This window comes from Streptomyces sp. NPDC096176 (assembly GCF_044763255.1).
GTDB lineage: Bacteria > Actinomycetota > Actinomycetes > Streptomycetales > Streptomycetaceae > Streptomyces.
The window spans coordinates 375,133-392,442 of record NZ_JBIWFV010000004.1 but is presented as its reverse complement, the minus strand read 5'-3'; the positions used below and the strand labels follow the sequence as shown (position 1 = coordinate 392,442).

At 70.7% G+C, this 17,310-nt stretch carries 13 protein-coding genes; 11 read left to right on the top strand and 2 right to left on the bottom strand.

Translation table 11 applies throughout. The features are described 5' to 3' along the window. Positions 1-2 precede the first annotated feature (2 nt). The 8 genes from ACIQ7Q_RS13535 (at position 3) to ACIQ7Q_RS13500 (ending at position 8,136) form a co-directional block, all read left to right on the top strand. Positions 3-959 carry a carbohydrate ABC transporter permease gene (locus ACIQ7Q_RS13535; protein WP_403859893.1) on the top strand — a complete coding sequence of 319 codons (957 nt, stop codon included), beginning with the start codon at positions 3-5 and terminating at the stop codon, positions 957-959. Next, a complete protein-coding gene (locus ACIQ7Q_RS13530; RefSeq protein WP_403859890.1) occupies positions 956-1,807 on the top strand; it encodes a carbohydrate ABC transporter permease in 852 nt (283 codons plus the stop codon). The genes ACIQ7Q_RS13535 and ACIQ7Q_RS13530 overlap by 4 nt, the downstream gene beginning before the upstream one ends. Further along, positions 1,804-2,934, top strand: a complete 1,131-nt coding sequence (locus ACIQ7Q_RS13525) for an ABC transporter ATP-binding protein (protein ID WP_403859887.1) — start codon at positions 1,804-1,806, stop codon at positions 2,932-2,934. Before ACIQ7Q_RS13530 ends, ACIQ7Q_RS13525 begins: the two co-directional genes overlap by 4 nt. After that, positions 2,931-3,728 carry a DeoR/GlpR family DNA-binding transcription regulator gene (locus ACIQ7Q_RS13520; protein WP_403859884.1) on the top strand — a complete coding sequence of 266 codons (798 nt, stop codon included), beginning with the start codon at positions 2,931-2,933 and terminating at the stop codon, positions 3,726-3,728. The genes ACIQ7Q_RS13525 and ACIQ7Q_RS13520 overlap by 4 nt, the downstream gene beginning before the upstream one ends. Continuing rightward, a complete protein-coding gene (locus ACIQ7Q_RS13515) occupies positions 3,725-4,798 on the top strand; it encodes an ABC transporter ATP-binding protein (RefSeq protein WP_403859881.1) in 1,074 nt (357 codons plus the stop codon). Before ACIQ7Q_RS13520 ends, ACIQ7Q_RS13515 begins: the two co-directional genes overlap by 4 nt. Further along, on the top strand, positions 4,795-5,808 hold the full coding sequence (locus ACIQ7Q_RS13510; protein WP_403859878.1) for a 2-hydroxyacid dehydrogenase: 1,014 nt from the start codon (positions 4,795-4,797) through the stop codon (positions 5,806-5,808). The genes ACIQ7Q_RS13515 and ACIQ7Q_RS13510 overlap by 4 nt, the downstream gene beginning before the upstream one ends. A 68-nt stretch (positions 5,809-5,876) precedes the next feature. After that, entirely contained in the window at positions 5,877-7,283 is a 1,407-nt protein-coding gene (locus ACIQ7Q_RS13505) for an FGGY family carbohydrate kinase (RefSeq protein WP_403859875.1), read from the top strand. A gap of 217 nt (positions 7,284-7,500) precedes the next feature. Further along, on the top strand, positions 7,501-8,136 hold the full coding sequence (locus tag ACIQ7Q_RS13500) for a superoxide dismutase (RefSeq protein ID WP_403859872.1): 636 nt from the start codon (positions 7,501-7,503) through the stop codon (positions 8,134-8,136). Positions 8,137-8,259: 123 nt separating this feature from the next. On the opposite strand, the gene ACIQ7Q_RS13495 is transcribed toward ACIQ7Q_RS13500, so the two are convergent. Further along, on the bottom strand, positions 8,260-8,898 hold the full coding sequence (locus ACIQ7Q_RS13495; protein WP_403859869.1) for a DsbA family protein: 639 nt from the start codon (positions 8,896-8,898) through the stop codon (positions 8,260-8,262). Between the two features lie 120 nt (positions 8,899-9,018). On the opposite strand from ACIQ7Q_RS13495, the gene pepN reads away from it, so the two are divergent. After that, entirely contained in the window at positions 9,019-11,610 is a 2,592-nt protein-coding gene (gene pepN, locus ACIQ7Q_RS13490; protein WP_403859866.1) for an aminopeptidase N, read from the top strand. Between the two features lie 497 nt (positions 11,611-12,107). Beyond that, on the top strand, positions 12,108-13,133 hold the full coding sequence (locus tag ACIQ7Q_RS13485) for a hypothetical protein (protein WP_403859864.1): 1,026 nt from the start codon (positions 12,108-12,110) through the stop codon (positions 13,131-13,133). Here ACIQ7Q_RS13485 and ACIQ7Q_RS13480 read toward each other — a convergent pair. Beyond that, positions 13,109-13,576 carry an NUDIX hydrolase gene (locus ACIQ7Q_RS13480; RefSeq protein ID WP_403859861.1) on the bottom strand — a complete coding sequence of 156 codons (468 nt, stop codon included), beginning with the start codon at positions 13,574-13,576 and terminating at the stop codon, positions 13,109-13,111. The two genes, ACIQ7Q_RS13485 and ACIQ7Q_RS13480, sit on opposite strands and share 25 nt — an antisense overlap. A 337-nt stretch (positions 13,577-13,913) precedes the next feature. Here ACIQ7Q_RS13480 and ACIQ7Q_RS13475 point away from each other — a divergent pair, with 337 nt between their 5' ends. Further along, a complete protein-coding gene (locus ACIQ7Q_RS13475; protein ID WP_403859858.1) occupies positions 13,914-17,237 on the top strand; it encodes a S8 family serine peptidase in 3,324 nt (1,107 codons plus the stop codon). The last annotated feature ends 73 nt before the right edge of the window (positions 17,238-17,310 follow it).

The window sequence follows — 17,310 nt, the reverse complement described above, 5'->3', positions numbered from 1 at the left end:
AGGTGTCCTCGCTGTCGGAGACCGGCCACGGGGCGGCCTCGCGCGAGGAGGTGAAGCGAGCGGCGCGCAGCGTGCCCGGCTGGCGCCGCTCGCTGCGTCCGTATCTGCTGATCGTGCCCGCGCTGCTGGTGACCGGCGGCATCCTCTACCCGTTCGGACTCGGCCTCTACTACACGGTCTTCGACTTCTCGGCGAGCAAGCCGGTGCCCGACGTGGTCGGCCTCGAGAACTACCGGCGGATCTTCGCCCAGAGCGCCTTCTGGGACTCGGCGCGGGTCACCCTGCTGTACGCGGTGGGCGCGGCGGCCGTCGAGACGGTGCTCGGGGTCGGGGTGGCGCTGCTGCTGCACCGCTCCACCCTGGTGGGCCGGGTACTGGAGAAGATCCTCATCCTGCCGCTGATGATCGCGCCCGTCATCGCCGCGATCATGTGGAAGCTGATGCTCCAGCCGTCCGTCGGTGTCATCAACTACCTGCTGAAGCCCTTCGGGCTCGGCGGGGTGCAGTGGACGGACACCCCGACCGGCGCGCTGCTGACCTCGATCGCCGTCGACACCTGGGTGTACACGCCGTTCGTGGCGATCCTGGCGCTCGCCGGGCTGCGCTCGCTGCCGAGTTCTCCGTTCGAGGCCGCCGCCGTCGACGGCGCCACCTGGTGGTTCACCTTCCGCAAGCTGACCCTGCCGATGCTGTGGCCGTACGTCCTGGTCGCGGTGATCTTCCGGTTCATGGACTCGCTGAAGGTCTTCGACATCATCTACGCGCTCACCGAGGGCGGTCCCGGCGACTCGACGGTGGTCCTGCAGATCCGCGCGTACCTGGAGGCGATCCGCTTCCAGCGCTACTCCTTCGGCATCAGCTACACGATCGTGCTGTGGGCCGTGGTCTACATCGCGGCCATGGTGCTGGTGCGCTATCTCGGCCGGATCAACAGCCGCGCCGCGGAGGTGACCGAGTGAGCACCGATCGGGGAACCCTGAAACGCAGGCTCGTCGCCGTGGCCGCGGACGGCGCGCTGATCCTCTACTTCGTCTTCGCGCTGTTCCCGGTCGCCTGGATGGTGATCCTGTCGCTGAAGCCGGCGGAAGAGCTGTTCAGCACCTACTTCTCCTTCACCCCGACGCTCGACTCGTACCGCACGGTGCTGGGGGCGGGCGACGACCAGGGCGTGCCGTTCGTGCGGTTCTTCGTCAACAGCCTCGTGGTGTCGCTGGGCGCGGTGCTGCTGTCCCTGGCGATCGGGCTGCCTGCCGCGTACGCCGCCGCCCGCTGGCGTTTCAAGGGCTCCGAGAACCTGATGTTCACGCTGCTCTCGTTCCGCTTCGCCCCCGAACTCACCGTGATCATCCCGCTGTTCGTGCTCTATCAGCAGCTCGGGCTCTTCGACACGTACGTCGGCATGGTGTGGGTGCTCCAGCTGGTCACCCTGCCGCTGATCGTCTGGATCATGCGCTCTTACTTCTCCGACCTCTCCCCCGAACTGGAGCAGGCCGCGCTGCTCGACGGCTACACCCGCAAGCAGGCGTTCTTCAAGGTGGCGCTACCACTGGTGAAGCCGGGGATCGCGGCCGTGTCACTGCTCGCGTTCATCTTCGCCTGGAACAACTTCGTCTTCCCGCTGATCCTCACCTCGTCACAGGCGCAGACCGTGACGGTCGGAGCGCTGTCCTTCCTCGGCGGCGACCGCCCCAAGTACAACCTGACGGCCGCCGCCGCGCTCGTCTCGGTCGTCCCGCCGCTGCTGCTCGCCCTCACCATCCAGCGCTATCTGGTGCGCGGGCTGTCCTTCGGGGCGGTGAAGTCATGACGGCATCCGCAGGGACGGGGACCCCGCCCGCGATCGCGCTGAGAGGCGTCAGCAAGACGTACGGGCGTACGAAAGCCCTGGACGGTCTCGAACTCGACGTCGCGCCCGGCGAGTTCTACTGCCTGCTCGGCCCGTCGGGCGCGGGCAAGACGACCACCCTCAAGACCGTCGCGGGTCTCGAGCAGCCCACGGCCGGCCGGGTCGAGCTCGACGGCGAGGACATGACGGGCGTCGAGCCGTACGACCGGGGCGTGGCAATGTGTTTCGAGTCGTACGCCCTGTACCCGCACCGGACCGCCTACGACAATCTCGCCTCCCCGCTCCGCTCGCCGCGCCACCGCCTGCCCGCGACCCAGGCCCGCGAGCGGATCGGGGAGATCGCCGGACTGCTCGGCATCGCCGCGCTGCTGGACCGCCCGGTGGGCGAACTGTCGAACGGGCAGCGCCAGCGGGTGGCCCTCGGCCGGGTGCTGGTCCGGCCCGCCCGGGCGTTCCTGCTCGACGAACCGCTCTCCCACCTGGACGCCAAGCTGCGCCAGGCGATGCGCGCCGAGCTCAGGGCGATCGGCGCCGTGCAGCGCACGACCACCCTGTACGTCACCCACGACTCGGTGGAGGCGCTGGCGCTCGGCGACAGGATCGGGGTGATCAGGGACGGGCGGATCGTGCAGAGCGGGACACGCGAGGACATCTGGCACCGGCCCCACGACACCTTCGTCGCCCGGTCGTTCGGCCGGCCGCGGATCAATCTGCTGCCGGGCACGGTGGGCGGCGACGGACGGTTCCGGGCGGTGGACGGCGACTGCGAGGGCGCGCCGCTGGTGGCGGCACCGCCCGGCACCCCCGTACAGCTCGGCGTACGGCCGCGTGACCTCACGCTCGACGGCTCCGGCTCCGACTTCCGGCTCACCGGCACCGTCTACGTCACCGAGACGCTCGGCCGGGCCGTCGAGGTCACCGTGCGCGTCGGCGCGCAGCACGTGTCGCTCGTCGTGCCGCGGTCCGAGGCCGTGGGACTGCGACCCGACGATCCTGTCCGGCCGGCCGCACGGCCTGAGAACCTGCTGCTGTTCGAGGCCGACGGGCCGCAGGGACCAGGACGAAGGATCGAAGGAAACATCTCATGAGCACCCAAGCGCAGCGCGGCCCCGCTCCCCGCCAGGCGGCCATAGCCGAGTACGTCCTCGCCCAGGGCGAGGGGACCGCGGCCGAGCTCGCGGAACGGTTCGACGTCAGTCTGATGACCATCCACCGCGACCTGGACGAGCTCGAACGGCAGGGTATCGTACGGAAGTTCCGCGGCGGCGTGACCGCTCAGCCGTCCGGCGTCTTCGAGTCGAACGTCGCCTACCGGCTGAAGACGATGCGCGAGGAGAAGGCGGCCGTCGCCGCGCACGCCCTCACCCTCATCGAACCCGGCATGGCCGTGATGCTCGACGACTCGACCTCCACTCTGGAGATCGCCCGCCTGCTCGGCGCGATCACCCCGCTGACCGTCGTCACCAACTTCCTCGAGGCGCTGACCCTGCTCTCCACCGAACGCGGCATCCATCTGATGGCGCTCGGCGGCGACTACGACCCGCTGCACTCGTCCTTCCTCGGCGTGTCCTGCGTGGAGGCCGTCCAGTCGCTGCAGGTCGACATCTGCTTCACCTCCACCTCCGCCGTCTCCGGAGGCTTCGCCTACCACCAGGAGCAGCACATCGTGTCCGTGAAGCGCGCCATGCTCGACTCGGCCGCGAAGAACGTACTGCTCCTCGACCACTCCAAGCTGGGCCGGGTGGCACTGCACCGGCTCGCCCCGCTCTCCCGGTTCGACCTGGTGCTCGTCGACGGCGGCGCGCCGGCCGACGCCCTGCGCGAGCTCGACGAGCACAAGGTTCCCTACCAGGTGTGCGAGGTGGGCGGTGACCGGACATGACTGAACTGGCCCTGCACGAGCTGCGCAAGACGTACGCCGCCAGAGGGCGGCCGTCGGTCGACGCGGTGCGCGGCATCGATCTGCGGCTGCGCTCCGGCGAACTGCTGGGACTGCTCGGCCCGTCGGGCTGCGGCAAGTCCACGACACTGCGGATGATCGCGGGCCTCGAGCAGGTCACCGCCGGCGACATCCGTGTGGGCGGCACGTCCGTGGTCCACCTCCCCGCCAGGCGGCGCAACATCGGGGTCGCGTTCGAGAACTACGCGCTCTACCCGCCGCTGACGGTCGCGGAGAACCTCGCCTTCGGCCTGTCCGCGCGACGCCGCTTCGGTCGGGACGAGATCGGGCGCCGGGTGACCGCCATGGCGGAACGCATCGGCATCTCCGCTCTGCTGGCCGCCCGCCCCGCCGGGCTCTCCAGCGGACAGAAGCAGCGGGTCGCACTGGCCCGGGCGCTGATCAGGGAGCCGGACGTGCTCCTGCTCGACGAGCCGCTGTCCCATCTGGACGCCGGGCAGCGCGACACGACCCGCCGCGAACTCAAGCGGATCCAGAAAGACCTGGGGCACACGACGATCCTGGTCACCCACGACCAGGAGGAGGCGTTGTCGTTGGCCGACCGGATCGCGGTGATGAACGACGGGGTGATCCAGCAGCTGGGCACCCCGCAGGAGATCTACGACGCGCCAGCGAACCTGTTCGTCGCGGACTTCGTCGGCGAGCCGGCGATGAACCTGCTGCCGGGCGTCGTCGAGGAGGACAGGCTGCGGCTCTCCGACGCGGTGCGCATGCCGCTGCCACGGCCGCTGCCGGCCGGCCGCTCCGTGGTGCTCGGCGTGCGGCCCGAGGATCTGCGTCTGACGGACGACGGAGTGCGGGCCACCGTCAGCGCCCATGAGCCGCTGCTGGAGGCGGGCCTCGCCACGCTCGCCCTGGCGGGTGTGGACCCGCCGCTCGTGGTGCAGACCGGACCCGAGGTCCGCCTCGAACGCGGCGCGGCCGTCCATGTGACCGCCGACCGCCGGCTCACGCATGTCTTCGACGCCGAGACGGGAGACGCCCTGCAATGAAGGTCCTTGCTGCCGGTGACCACTTCGTCCTCAACACGCTCATCGCCGAGGCCCTGCGCCGCAGGCTCGACGACACGCCCCTGCAGTTGTCCGAGCTCTCCCTGCCCTGGCCGCTGGAGCCGTTCGGCAAGGTCGCCGAGGTCGACGAGGCGAGCGACGCCGAGGACACGCTGATCGAGGCCCTCGACGGCGTCGAGGTGTGCGTGACCCAGATGGCACCGTTCACCGAGCGGGTGCTCGCCGCCGCGCCCGCCCTGCGGATGATCGCCGTGTGCCGCGGCGGGCCGGTCAATGTGAACCTCTCGGCGGCGCAGGCCAGGGATGTACGCGTCTGCTTCGCGCCGGGGCGCAATGCCGCGGCGACCGCCGAGTTCACGATCGGCCTGATGCTGGCGGCCCTGCGCGGCATCCCGGATGCCCACGACTCCCTGGCCCGGCAGGGCCTGTGGGACGCCTCGTACTACACGTACGACCGGTGCGGACCCGAGCTGGAGGACACCCCCGTCGGGCTGATCGGCTACGGCGCGGTCGGCAGCCGGGTCGCCCGGGTGCTGTCCGCGTTCGGCGCGGAGGTGGAGGTGTACGACCCGTATGTGCGCGGCGATGTGCACGGCATGCGCGCGGCCTCCCTGGACGCGCTGCTGGCCCGCTCCCGTGTCGTGACGCTGCACGCACGGCTGACACCCGAGACCCGCGGGCTGATCGGCGCCCGCGAACTGGCGCTGATGCCGAAGGGTTCCGTGCTGGTGAACGCGGCGCGCGGCGGGCTGGTACGCACCGACGCCCTGTGCGACGCCCTGGACAGCGGGCAGCTGGCGGCCGCCGCGCTGGACACCTACGAGCAGGAGCCGCCGGCGCCCGGTTCCCGGCTCCTGAAGACACCGAACCTGGTGCTCACGCCGCATCTGGGCGGCGCGAGCAGGGCCGTGGCCCACAAGGCTGCGGCGATCGCAGCGGCGGAGGTGGAGCGCTATGCGCGAGGAGAGCCGCTCGCGCACTGCCTGACCTGAACCGACCCCGGCCGGGCCCCGAGGCCGGCCGGGCCCGCACGCGAGCTTGACGTGAGGAGAACTGCGGCATGTTCATCGGCATCGATGTGGGCACGTCCATGGTGAAGGCCGCGGCCTTCGACACCACCGGTGCGGCGCTGGCCGTCGAGTCACGGCCGGTGGGCCTGGAGATCCGCGGCGGTCATGTCGAGCAGGACATGGACGAGGTGTTCGGAGCGGTCGAGGAGGTCCTGAACGCCCTGACGTCCGACGGGCGCCCCGTCGAACTGGTGGGGCTCACCGGCCAGGGCGACGGAGTGTGGCTGGTCGACGCCGAAGGCCGCCCCGTACGCCCGGCGATCTCCTGGATGGACGGCCGCGCCCATGAACTCGTCGACGAATGGCTCGCGTCGGGTGTGTTCGAGACGGTCTTCCGGCGTACCGGCAGCGCGATGTTCCCCGGTTGTCCCGGCCCTGTGCTGGCCTGGCTGGAGCGCCACGAGCCGCAGTCGCTGGATGCCGCCGCCACCGCCCTGTACTGCAAGGACATGGTGTTCCAGCGGCTGACCGGCGTCCGCGCCACGGATGTCTCCGACGCGTCGATGCCGTTCCTCGAGCCGCATTCCCGTCGCTACGCGGACGATGTCGTCGACACGCTCGGCCTCGCCCACCGGCGCTCGCTGCTCGCCCCCGTCAGCGACCCGCTCGCCACCGGCACTCTGCCGTCGGGGGCCCCGATCGCCAACGGCCCCTACGACCTGCCCGCCTGCGCGCTCGGCGCGGGGGTGGCCGAGCCCGGCGACGGCCTGCTGATCGTCGGCACCTGCCTGGCCTCGCTCGTCGCGACCCGTGAGGTGGATCTGGACGGCGAGCCCGCGGGCCTCTACATCTCGACCGACCGTCCGGAGCACTTCCTGCGCGCGATGCCCGCCATGGTGGGCACGGCCGCCCTCGACTGGGTGCTCACCACCACCGGCGTACGGCACGCGGACGTCGACGCGCTGCTGGCCGAAACCCCGCCCGGGGCGCACGGCGTGCGGGTGCTGCCGTACTTCGCCCCGTCCGGCGAACGGGCCCCCTTCGTCGAACCCCGTCTGCGCGCCGAACTCTCCGGCGTCAGCCTTGAGTCGACCAAGGCCGACCTGATCCGCGCGACCTGCGAGGGCATCGCCTTCGCCGCCCGGCACTGCCTTGAGGCGGCGGGCCTGACCGGTTCCCTCGCGATCTGCGGCGGCGGCACCCGCTCCCCCGCCTGGATGCGACTGTTCGCCGACGCCGTCGGCCGTGAACTGCGCATCGTGGAGGGCGAAGTGGGCGCCCGCGGCGCGGTGCTGGCCTCCGCCCGGCGGCACGGGGTCGAGCTGGACGCCGCTGCCTGGACGGCCCCCACGGCCGTGGTCGCGCCGGACCCCAAGCGGGCCGCGTTCTACGCCAAGGCCTACGAGGAGCACCTCGACCGGCTGGCGACGGCGCGCTCGCGGGCGCGCCTGACCTGACACCTGACACGCACTGCAGTACGGGCTCGGCGTGGACGCGGTGGTCACCGACTTCCCGGACCTGGCGGTGATCGCGCGCCGTGAGCACCTGGGCAGGGCGTAGGGCCGAGGCCAGGACCTAGGACCAACGCCTGATCAACCTCGGACCTTCTGCTGCTAATGTGCAGTTGCATAAGGTTTGCAATAAGCAGTTGGCAGTCGGAGGGACCACCGGACCATGGCCATCTACACGCTTCCTGAACTTCCGTACGACTACGCGGCGCTCGAGCCGGTCATCAACCCGGAGATCATCGAGCTCCACCACGACAAGCACCACGCCGCGTACGTGAAGGGCGCCAACGACACCCTCGAGCAGCTCGAGGAGGCGCGCGACAAGGAAGCCTGGGGCTCGATCAACGGACTGGAGAAGAACCTCGCGTTCCATCTCTCCGGCCACATCCTGCACAGCATCTACTGGCACAACATGACCGGCGAAGGCGGCGGCGAGCCGCTGGAGAAGGACGGCGTGGGCGACCTCGCGGACGCCATCGCCGAGTCGTTCGGCTCGTTCGCCAAGTTCAAGGCCCAGCTGACCAAGGCGTCGGCCACGACGCAGGGTTCCGGCTGGGGCGTGCTGGCGTACGAGCCTGTCAGCGGCCGGCTGATCGTCGAGCAGGTCTACGACCACCAGGGCAACGTCGGCCAGGGCACGGTGCCGATCCTGGTGTTCGACGCCTGGGAGCACGCCTTCTACCTCCAGTACAAGAACCAGAAGGTCGACTTCATCGACGCCATGTGGCAGGTCGTGAACTGGCAGGACGTGGCGAAGCGCTACGCCGAGGCGAAGGACCGCACGCCACTGATCGCCCCCTGACCCCGACATCCGGGAGACGTCCTGCTCGTGATCGTCTTCTCAACCTTCACCGGGCAGGCGGAAGAAGGAGTGCCCCCGCGAGGACATGACTCGCGGGGGCACTCGGTTTCGCACACGGGCGGGTCAGTCGAAAATCGGCCCCTGGGTACGCGTGCGCTTGATCTCGTAGAAGCCGGGGATCGACGCGACCATCAGCGTGCCGTCCCAGAGCTTGGCCGCCTCCTCGCCCTTGGGGGCGGGAGTGACGACCGGGCCGAAGAAGGCGATCTGCTCGCCGTCGGCGCCGGGCACGGCGATGACCGGTGTGCCGACCTCCTGGCCGACCTTCTCGATGCCCTCCTTGTGGGAGGCGCGCAGCTCGGCGTCGTAGGTGCCCTTGTCCGCGAAGTCGGCGAGGGAGGTGGGCAGGCCGACGTCCTTGAGCGCCGCGACGACGGCCTCGCGGACGGGGCCCTGGCCCTCGTTGTGGAAGCGGGTGCCGAGCGCGGTGTAGAGCTTGCCGACCACCTCGTCGCCGTGCTCCTGCTGGGCGGCGACGACGACCCGCACCGGGCCCCACGCCCTGTTCTCCAGCATGTCGCGGTACTCCTCGGGGAGCTCGTCCAGCTTGTCCTCGTTGAGCACGGCGAGGCTCATCACATGCCAGCGCACCTCCACGTCGCGGACCTTCTCGACCTCGAGCATCCAGCGGGAGGTCATCCAGGCCCACGGGCACAGCGGGTCGAACCAGAAGTCGACGGGCGTCTTGCCGTTGTGCGACATATCACTCCTCAAGAAGGGGTGCGGCGCCCTGCGCGCCTCGTAGGAGGCAACGCCGCCGTCGGTCCCCGCGATTCCCGTGGGAGGATCGCCTCTGTTCGAACGAGACACGAAGGAGTGCTTGTGCCCGGTGAGAATCTGTCCCGCGACGAGGCCCGCACCCGGGCCGGACTCCTGTCCGTCGACGGGTACGAGGTGGCCCTCGATGTGCGTTCCGCCGTCGGGGAGCCCGAGGATCTGGCCGGGCCGCGCACGTTCCGATCGGTGACCACGATCCGCTTCCGCACGTCCGAGCCCGGCGCGTCGACGTTCGTGGACCTGCTGGCCCCTGCCGTGTCGGCCGTCACCCTCAACGGCGAGGAGCTGGACCCGGCCGTCGTCTTCGACGGTTCGCGGATCGCGCTCGACGGTCTGTCCGCGGAGAACGTGCTGGTCGTGGACGCCCAGTGCGCGTACAGCCGCACCGGCGAGGGCCTGCACCGCTTCGTCGATCCCGAGGACGGCGAGGTGTACCTCTACACCCAGTACGAGCCGGCCGACGCGCGCCGGGTCTTCGCCAACTTCGAGCAGCCCGACCTGAAGGCACCGTTCCGCTTCGAGGTGACGGCCCCGGAGGGCTGGACGGTCTGGAGCAACCGCGAGGGGGCGCGCACCGAGGACGGGGTGTGGCGCTTCGCGGAGACCGCGCCGATCTCGACGTACATCACGGCGGTCGTCGCCGGGCCGTACCACTACGTCACCGACGTGTACGAGCGCGAGCTGCCCGGGGGTACCTCCCAGGCCGAAGGCTCTGGGGGAGGGACGACGCTGCGGATCCCGCTCGGCGCGATGTGCCGCAAGGGGCTGGCCAGGCACTTCGACGCGGACGACATCTTCCTCGTCACCAAGCAGGGTCTGGACTTCTTCCACGAGCACTTCGACTACCCGTACCCGTTCGGCAAGTACGACCAGGCGTTCGTGCCCGAGTACAACATCGGCGCGATGGAGAACCCGGGTTGTGTGACCTTCCGCGAGGAGCTCGTCTTCCGCGGCAAGGTGACGCAGGCGTCGTACGAGCGCAGGGCCAACGTCATCCTGCACGAGATGGCGCACATGTGGTTCGGCGACCTGGTCACCATGCAGTGGTGGGACGACCTGTGGCTGAAGGAGTCCTTCGCCGACTTCATGGGCTCCCTCTCGCTGGTGGAGGCGACGCGCTTCACCAATGGATGGGTCACCTTCGCCAACAACCGCAAGGCGTGGGCGTACCGCGCCGACCAGCTGCCGTCCACCCACCCCATCACGGCCGACATCCGTGACCTGGAGGACGCCAAGCTCAACTTCGACGGCATCACCTACGCCAAGGGCGCCTCGGTGCTGAAGCAGCTGGTGGGGTACGTGGGTCGGGACGCGTTCCTGGAAGGCGCGCGGCGCTACTTCAAGAGGCACGCGTACGGCAACACCCGGCTCGGCGACCTGCTGTCCGTGCTGGAGGAGACCTCCGGGCGGGACATGAAGACCTGGTCGCGGTCCTGGCTCGAGACGTCGGGCGTCAACTCGCTGACACCGGAGGTCTCGTACGGCGACGACGGCCGGCTCGCGGAACTGGCCGTGCTCCAGGACGGCGACACCCTGCGGCCGCACCGGATCGCCGTCGGCCTGTACCGGACCGAGGGCTCGGAGCTCGTGCGGTACGCGCGCGCCGAGGTGGACGTCACGGGGGCGCGGACCGTCGTGTCCGAGCTGGCCGGCGCCGAGCGGCCGGGCCTGGTCCTGGTCAACGACGAGGACCTCACCTACTGCAAGATCCGCTTCGACGAGGCGTCGCTGGAGACGCTGCGGTCGTCGCTCGGGTCCGTCACGGACCCCCTGGCGCGGGCGCTCTGCTGGTCGGCGCTGTGGAACCTCACACGGGACGCGCTGATGCCGGCGCGGGACTTCATCGGCCTGGTACTGCGGTTCGCCGGACGCGAATCCGACATCGGTGTGCTGCAGATGTTGCACACGTGGACCCGGTCGGCGCTCGTCCACTACGCGGCCCCCGCCTGGCGCGAGGAAGGCGGCCGGCTGCTGGCCGCCGGGGCCCTGCGCGAACTCCGGGCCGCGGAGCCGGGCAGCCAGCACCAGCTGACGTGGGCCCGCTTCTTCGCGTCGGTCGCCGCGTCCGACACGGACTTCGAGCTGCTGACGGGGCTGCTCGACGGCACGGCGAAGATCGACGGCCTGGACGTCGACCAAGAGCTGCGCTGGTCGTTCCTGGAGCCGCTCGCCGCGCACGGGGTGGCCGACGAGTCAGCGATCGCGGCGGAACTGGCACGGGACGACACCGCGTCCGGCAAGCGGCACGAGGTGCGGTGCCTGGCCTCCCGCCCGTCGGCGGCGGTCAAGGACCAGGCGTGGGCGGCGGTCGTCGAGTCGGACGCCCTGTCCAACGCGCTGGTCGAGGCGACGATCTCGGGCTTCGTGCAGCCGTCGCAGCGGGAGTTGGTGGCCCCTTACGCGCCGAAGTACTTCGAGGCGATCGAACGGGTGTGGTCGGAGCGGTCCATCCAGATCGGTATGGACGTGGTGCGGGGCCTGTACCCGTCGCTTCAGGACCCGTCCTCGGCGCTCGCCGCGACGGACGCCTGGCTGGCCGCGCACGAGGCGGCGGCGCCGGCGCTGCGGCGGCTGGTCGCGGAGTCCCGCGACGACCTCGCGAGGGCGGCTCGCGCGCAGGAGCGCGACGCGCGATGACGTTTCGGGTCCCGGGGCGCCGCCCCCGGGACCCGCGGCTGCCCGAGCGGGCGCGGCCGGTCCTGTCGGGGCTCTGCCACCGAATGCCGGCGCCTCCGTTGCCGGCGGGCCTTGAGCTGTCCCCGCCGGCGTCGGCAGTCGTGGGGGCCGAACGCCCCCGGCCGCCCCCGGCCGCCCCAGCGGGAGCCTGACCGGCCGATCCTGCCAGGGCCCCGCCCCGAACCCCCGCGCCTCGATCTCCCCCTACGGCCCGGCGGCCGTGGGAAGCAGCCCCAGCGGGGCTTGAGTTGGCCCCGTCGGCGGGCCGTTTCGCGAACCTGAGTTCAGCCCCCTCGGGGCACCAGCGCGCGGAGCACGAGACGGGCCCACGAGCGGGCCCGACGCAGGGGTCCTGATCGGCAGTCGAACGTGCGTACTTTAGTGCAGGCTTGTCCTGAAATGACGACAGGCTTGTAACAGCGGTTAGCCCGGTCCCGCCCCGCGGGCATCCCCTTCGCATGACACAGCGCAACACTCCCCTCTCCCCCTCCCCCCTCCCCCTCGTCCGGCTCGCCGACGTCCGCCGCCGGGTCGTGTCCGGTGCACAGTTGCGGACGCAGGGCGTCGCGCCCGCGCGGGTCGCGGAGCAGTGCAGGCCAGGCGGGGCCTGGCAGTTGCTGCTGCCGGGGGTGTACCTCCTGCACTCGGGCCCGCCCACCAGCGAGGAGCGGCTGCACGCCGCCCTCCTGTACGCCGGCCGCCCCGTGCTGCCGGCCCCGCGGCAGGAGTCCGCGCCGTACGGCGAAGCCATGATCACCGGGCTCGCCGCCCTCGCGCTGCACGGATTCTCCGCCGCGCCGCCACTGATGGCGCTCGAGCTGATCGACGTCCTTGTGCCACGGACCAGGCGGCTGCGGTCGGCTGGGTGCGCCCGGCTGGTGCGGGGGCACGCGCTGCCGCGGGCGCAGGAGATCACCGGCGTGCCCGTCGCCCCGGCGCCCCGTGCGGTCGCCGACGCCGTGGCGCAGCTCGACGACCCGCAGCTGATCGGCCGGCTGCTGACGGAGGCGGTGCGGGGCGACCACTGCGAACCGGCCGCTCTGGTCCGCGAGCTGAACGACGCCCGGCTGCTGGACCGGCCGCACGTCGTGAGCGCCGTCGACGATCTGCTCGCGGAGGGCCGGGCGCTGGCCGAGGGGCGGCTGTACGACCTGGTGCGGGACGGCGGGCTCCCCGACCCCCTGTGGAACGTGGATCTGCGGATGCCCGGCGGCCCTCACCTCGGCGGCGTGGACGCGTACTGGCCGGAGCAGGCCGTCGCCGTGGAGCTGGACACCCGGGCGCCCCGTCAGGACGAGGACGCCGAGTGGACGCAGTACGCCCGCAAGCGGGAGCATCTCGAGCGCCTCGGCATCACCGTCGTGCATCTGACGCCCCGCAAGCTGCGCGAGGCGCCCGAGCAGCAGGCGACCGTGGTGCGTACGGCCCTGATGGCCGCGGCGGACCGTGAGCCGGCCGCCTACGTGGTGGTGCTGCCCCGCTGAGCGGCCCGCCCGAGCACGGGCCTGGAGCTCCACAGTTCCAGGCCGATGTCGACGAGTTCGACCCGGTCGAGTCCCGGTACCGCGTCGAGCGGGTGCCAGGCTGCCAGGTCCGTGGAGCCGTTGGTCTCGTTGCGCAGTTCGCCGCCGGTGATCCGGCCCTCATAGACGATGCGCAGCGCCTGGAAGTCCGCGAACGAGCCGAGTTTGCGCGGGTAGCGGCGGCGTACCGAGTCGAGACCGAGCAGCGCGGTCATTTCGGCGAGGTAGCCGGTCTCTTCCTCGACCTCGCGGACGACGGTGTCGAGGGGATCCTCGCCGTGGTCCATGCCGCCGCCCGGCAGCGTCCACTTCTTCGCGCCGTCGCGCGCGACCCAGCGGGCCAGCAGGACCTGTTCATCCTGTATGCACACGGCGTACGCCGCGACCCTCAACTCCTTGTTCATTCGGTGAGGTTACCGACGAGGCTTCTCCGGTGCAGGCGAGCGGCAACCCGGAGCCACTCGAAGCCACTCGTAGGCACCTCTGAGACCGGCGAGGTCACTGAGGCAGTTGAGGCGAATGAGAAGAGTGAGACGACCGGTACGGCTGAGACGGCCGACGCGGCCGGCCGGGTGAAACGCACCCATTCGTGCCGCATGGCGCAAGTCGCGCGGTGGCGGATGTACGCCATGAGTGCATCACGACTTAATCAACCCTCCACAAACCCCTGTCATTTACGAAAGGCTGAGCGGTCATCCGGCACCGTATTCCGGACCCTCTCTTTCACAAACAGGGATAGTGATGACCCCCGAAACCGAGAGCTCCACAACAGGACGCTCGACGCCCGGTCACAGACGCGTGGCGCGCGTCGCGGCAGCCGCCTCCATGGTGGCCGCACTCGTCGCCGCCGGCGTCGCTCCAGTCGTCGCGGCGACCCCCGCCGACGACCCGGCGGGAAGCACGGAAGTCAAGGCTGCCAAGGCGCCCGCTGACAAGCTGGGTTCGGCCGACGCCGAACTGCTCGCCGAGGCGGAGGCCACGGGCGAGAAGACCGTCACCGTCATGGTGGCCACGGCGCCCGGCGCGACCGAGCAGGTCGCGGACCAGCTGGACGCCGTGAAGGGCTCGGTCGTCGGCAGGACCTTCGACGAGCTCGGCTATGTGCGGGCCACCCTTCCCACTGAGAAGGCCGAAGCCGCGCTCAAGGCGGCGGCCAAGCTCTCCAGCGTCCACGGCATCGATCTGAAGCACGAGGTCGAGCTCGACGACCCGACGCCTGCCGGTGACACCACCCGCGCCGCGGGCACCGCTCAGGCCCAGGTCGAGCAGTACCCCGCGCCCGGCAAGCACACGCCGGCGAAGAACCCGTACAACCCGTCCTTCGAGACCGGCGCGGTCGACTTCGTCAAGAAGAACCCCACGGCGGACGGCCGCGGGGTGACCATCGGCGTTCTCGACTCCGGCGTGGACGTCGCCCACCCGGCGCTGCAGAAGACCACCACCGGCGAGCGCAAGATCGTCGACTGGGTCACGGCCACGGACCCCGTCGCGGACGGCGACGGCACCTGGCTGCGGATGAACACGGCCGTCAGCGGTCCGACCTTCGTGTCGGGCGGCCGCACGTACTCCGCCCCGGCCGGCGCGCACCGGTTCAGCCTGTTCAAGGAGTCCGCCACCAAGGGCGGCGACATGGCGGGCGACCTCAACCGGGACGGCGACACCACCGACGTCTGGGGCGTGCTCTACGACGAGGGCACCCGGACCGCGCGCGTCGATCTGGACAACGACGCCGACTTCCGCAACGACACCCTGATGAAGCCGTACAAGAACGGCTTCCAGGTCGGCTACTTCGGCAAGGACAACCCGGCGACCGACGTCGTCGAGCGCATCCCGTTCGTCATCGAGGTCCGCAAGGACGTCGTGTACAACGCGGCGGGCGCCACGGCCGACTACGTCAGCATCGGCGTCATCGAGGGCTCGCACGGCACCCACGTGGCCGGCATCACCGCCGCCAACAGCCTCTTCGGCGGCCGGATGAACGGCGCCGCCCCCGGTGCCAAGATCGTCTCCTCGCGTGCCTGCACCTGGAGCGGCGGCTGCACCAACATCGCGCTCACCGAGGGCATGGCCGACCTGGTCATCAACCGCGGCGTGGACATCGTCAACATGTCCATCGGCGGTCTGCCCCCGCTGAACGACGGCAACAACGCGCGTGCCGAGCTCTACAACCGGCTCATCGACACCTACGGCGTCCAGCTTGTCATCTCGGCCGGCAACGAGGGGCCGGGCACCAACACGCTCGGCGACCCGGCAGTCGCCGACAAGGTGATCTCGGTCGGCGCGTCCATCTCCAGGGAGACCTGGGCGTCCAACTACGGCTCCGGTGTCGAGAAGAAGTACGCGATGCTGCCCTTCTCCTCCCGCGGTCCGCGTGAGGACGGCGGCTTCACGCCGACCCTCACCGCGCCCGGCGCCGCCGTCAACACCACCCAGACCTGGTCGCCGGGCGGCCCGGTCAAGGAGGCCGGCTACGCGCTGCCCGCCGGCTACTCGATGATGCAGGGCACCTCGATGTCCTCGCCGCAGGCCGCTGGTGCTGCCGCGCTGCTGCTCTCCGCGGCCAAGCAGCGTGACATCGAGCTCACCCCGGCGAAGCTGCGCACCGCGCTGACCAGCACCGCTCACCACATCAGCGGTGTGAAGGCGCACGAGCAGGGCGCGGGCCTGATCAACGTCGTGGACGCGTGGAAGGCGATCACGCACGGCGCCGACGCCCACGAGTACAGCGTCAAGGCGCCGGTCGACACGGCCATAGATTTCGCGCTGAAGACGCCGGGCTTCGGCACCGGCCTGTACGACCGCGAGGGCGGCCTGCAGGCCGGCAAGAGCCGGACCTACGACGTCACCGTCACCCGCACGACCGGCCCGGACAGGGCGGTCGAGCACAAACTGCGCTGGAAGAACAACGACGGCACTTTCCGCCTCCTCGGCGGTTCCAAGGTCCGGCTCCCGCTGAACCAGCCGGTCACCGTCACCGTCCAGGCACGGCCCAAGACGGCCGGCGTGCACAGCGCCATTCTCGAGGCCGATGACCGGCGCACAGTGGGCGTGGACAAGCAGATCCTGGCCACCGTGGTCGTCTCCGACGCTCTCGCGAAGCCCGGCTTCACGGTCTCCACGTCCGACACGGTGCAGCGCAACAGCCACAAGTCGTACTTCGTCACCGTCCCCGAGGGCGCCAAGAACCTCGAGGTCGCGCTCGGCGGGCTGGACAAGGGCAGCCAGACCCGGTTCATCGGCATCCACCCGTACGGTCTGCCGGTCGACGACAGCTCGACGATCAACTGCTACCCGAACTACGACAACCCGGCCAACACCTGCCGTCCCGACGTGCGCTCCTACCCGGAGCCGGCGCCGGGCGTCTGGGAGATCGAGGTCGAGTCCCGCCGTACGTCTCCGCTGCTCGACAACCCGTTCGAGCTGGACGTGACGGTGCTGGGCGCCGACTTCGACCCGGCGGTCAGGACACTTCCCGAGGCGAAGATCGGCACGCCGACCCCCGTCGAGTGGAACGTCACCAACGCCTTCGCCGCCATCGACGGCAAGCTGGCCGGCGGCTCCCTGGGCTCGGCGAAGGTCGCCCGCCCGTCGATCAAGGACGGCGAGCAGCAGCGGTCCACGGTCACCATCGGTGAGGGCGTGGAGCGACTCGACGTCGCCATCGGTTCACCCTCCGACAACGGCGCCGACCTGGACCTCACGGTCCTCAAGGACGGCGTGCAGGTCGGCCAGGCCGCGGACGGCGACTCCGAGGAGGCCGTGAGCCTCGTCAAGCCGGCCGCCGGCACCTACACCATCGTGGTCGACGGCTACTCGGTCCCGGCCGGCACCACCGAGTACGACTACCGCGATGTGTTCTTCTCCCCGGCGCTCGGCTCGCTGAAGGTCGACTCCGGCAAGCCGGTCACGCTCGACAACGGGGCGTCGGCGCAGGTCGGCGCCGAGGTCGTGGTGGCCGGTGCGGCTCCCGAGGGACGTCAGTTCTTCGGTGAGGTCCAGCTGCTGAACGCACGCGGCACGGTCGCGGGCGCCGGCAGCGTGGTGATCGCCAAGGTCACCGAGTAGCCGTAGAAGGCAGTAGGACGGCGGGGCGGGCGCTCTTCGAGCACCCGCCCCGCCCGCATGTTCCTTGTCACAC

Coding starts and splice junctions, on each gene's coding strand:
- ACIQ7Q_RS13525 (WP_403859887.1), top strand. CDS start 1,804: ATGACGGCATCCGCAGGGACGGGGACCCCGCCCGCGATCGCGCTGAGA.
- ACIQ7Q_RS13520 (WP_403859884.1), top strand. CDS start 2,931: ATGAGCACCCAAGCGCAGCGCGGCCCCGCTCCCCGCCAGGCGGCCATA.
- ACIQ7Q_RS13505 (WP_403859875.1), top strand. CDS start 5,877: ATGTTCATCGGCATCGATGTGGGCACGTCCATGGTGAAGGCCGCGGCC.
- ACIQ7Q_RS13485 (WP_403859864.1), top strand. CDS start 12,108: ATGACACAGCGCAACACTCCCCTCTCCCCCTCCCCCCTCCCCCTCGTC.
- ACIQ7Q_RS13500 (WP_403859872.1), top strand. CDS start 7,501: ATGGCCATCTACACGCTTCCTGAACTTCCGTACGACTACGCGGCGCTC.
- ACIQ7Q_RS13480 (WP_403859861.1), bottom strand. CDS start 13,576: ATGAACAAGGAGTTGAGGGTCGCGGCGTACGCCGTGTGCATACAGGAT.
- ACIQ7Q_RS13510 (WP_403859878.1), top strand. CDS start 4,795: ATGAAGGTCCTTGCTGCCGGTGACCACTTCGTCCTCAACACGCTCATC.
- ACIQ7Q_RS13495 (WP_403859869.1), bottom strand. CDS start 8,898: ATGTCGCACAACGGCAAGACGCCCGTCGACTTCTGGTTCGACCCGCTG.
- ACIQ7Q_RS13515 (WP_403859881.1), top strand. CDS start 3,725: ATGACTGAACTGGCCCTGCACGAGCTGCGCAAGACGTACGCCGCCAGA.
- ACIQ7Q_RS13475 (WP_403859858.1), top strand. CDS start 13,914: ATGACCCCCGAAACCGAGAGCTCCACAACAGGACGCTCGACGCCCGGT.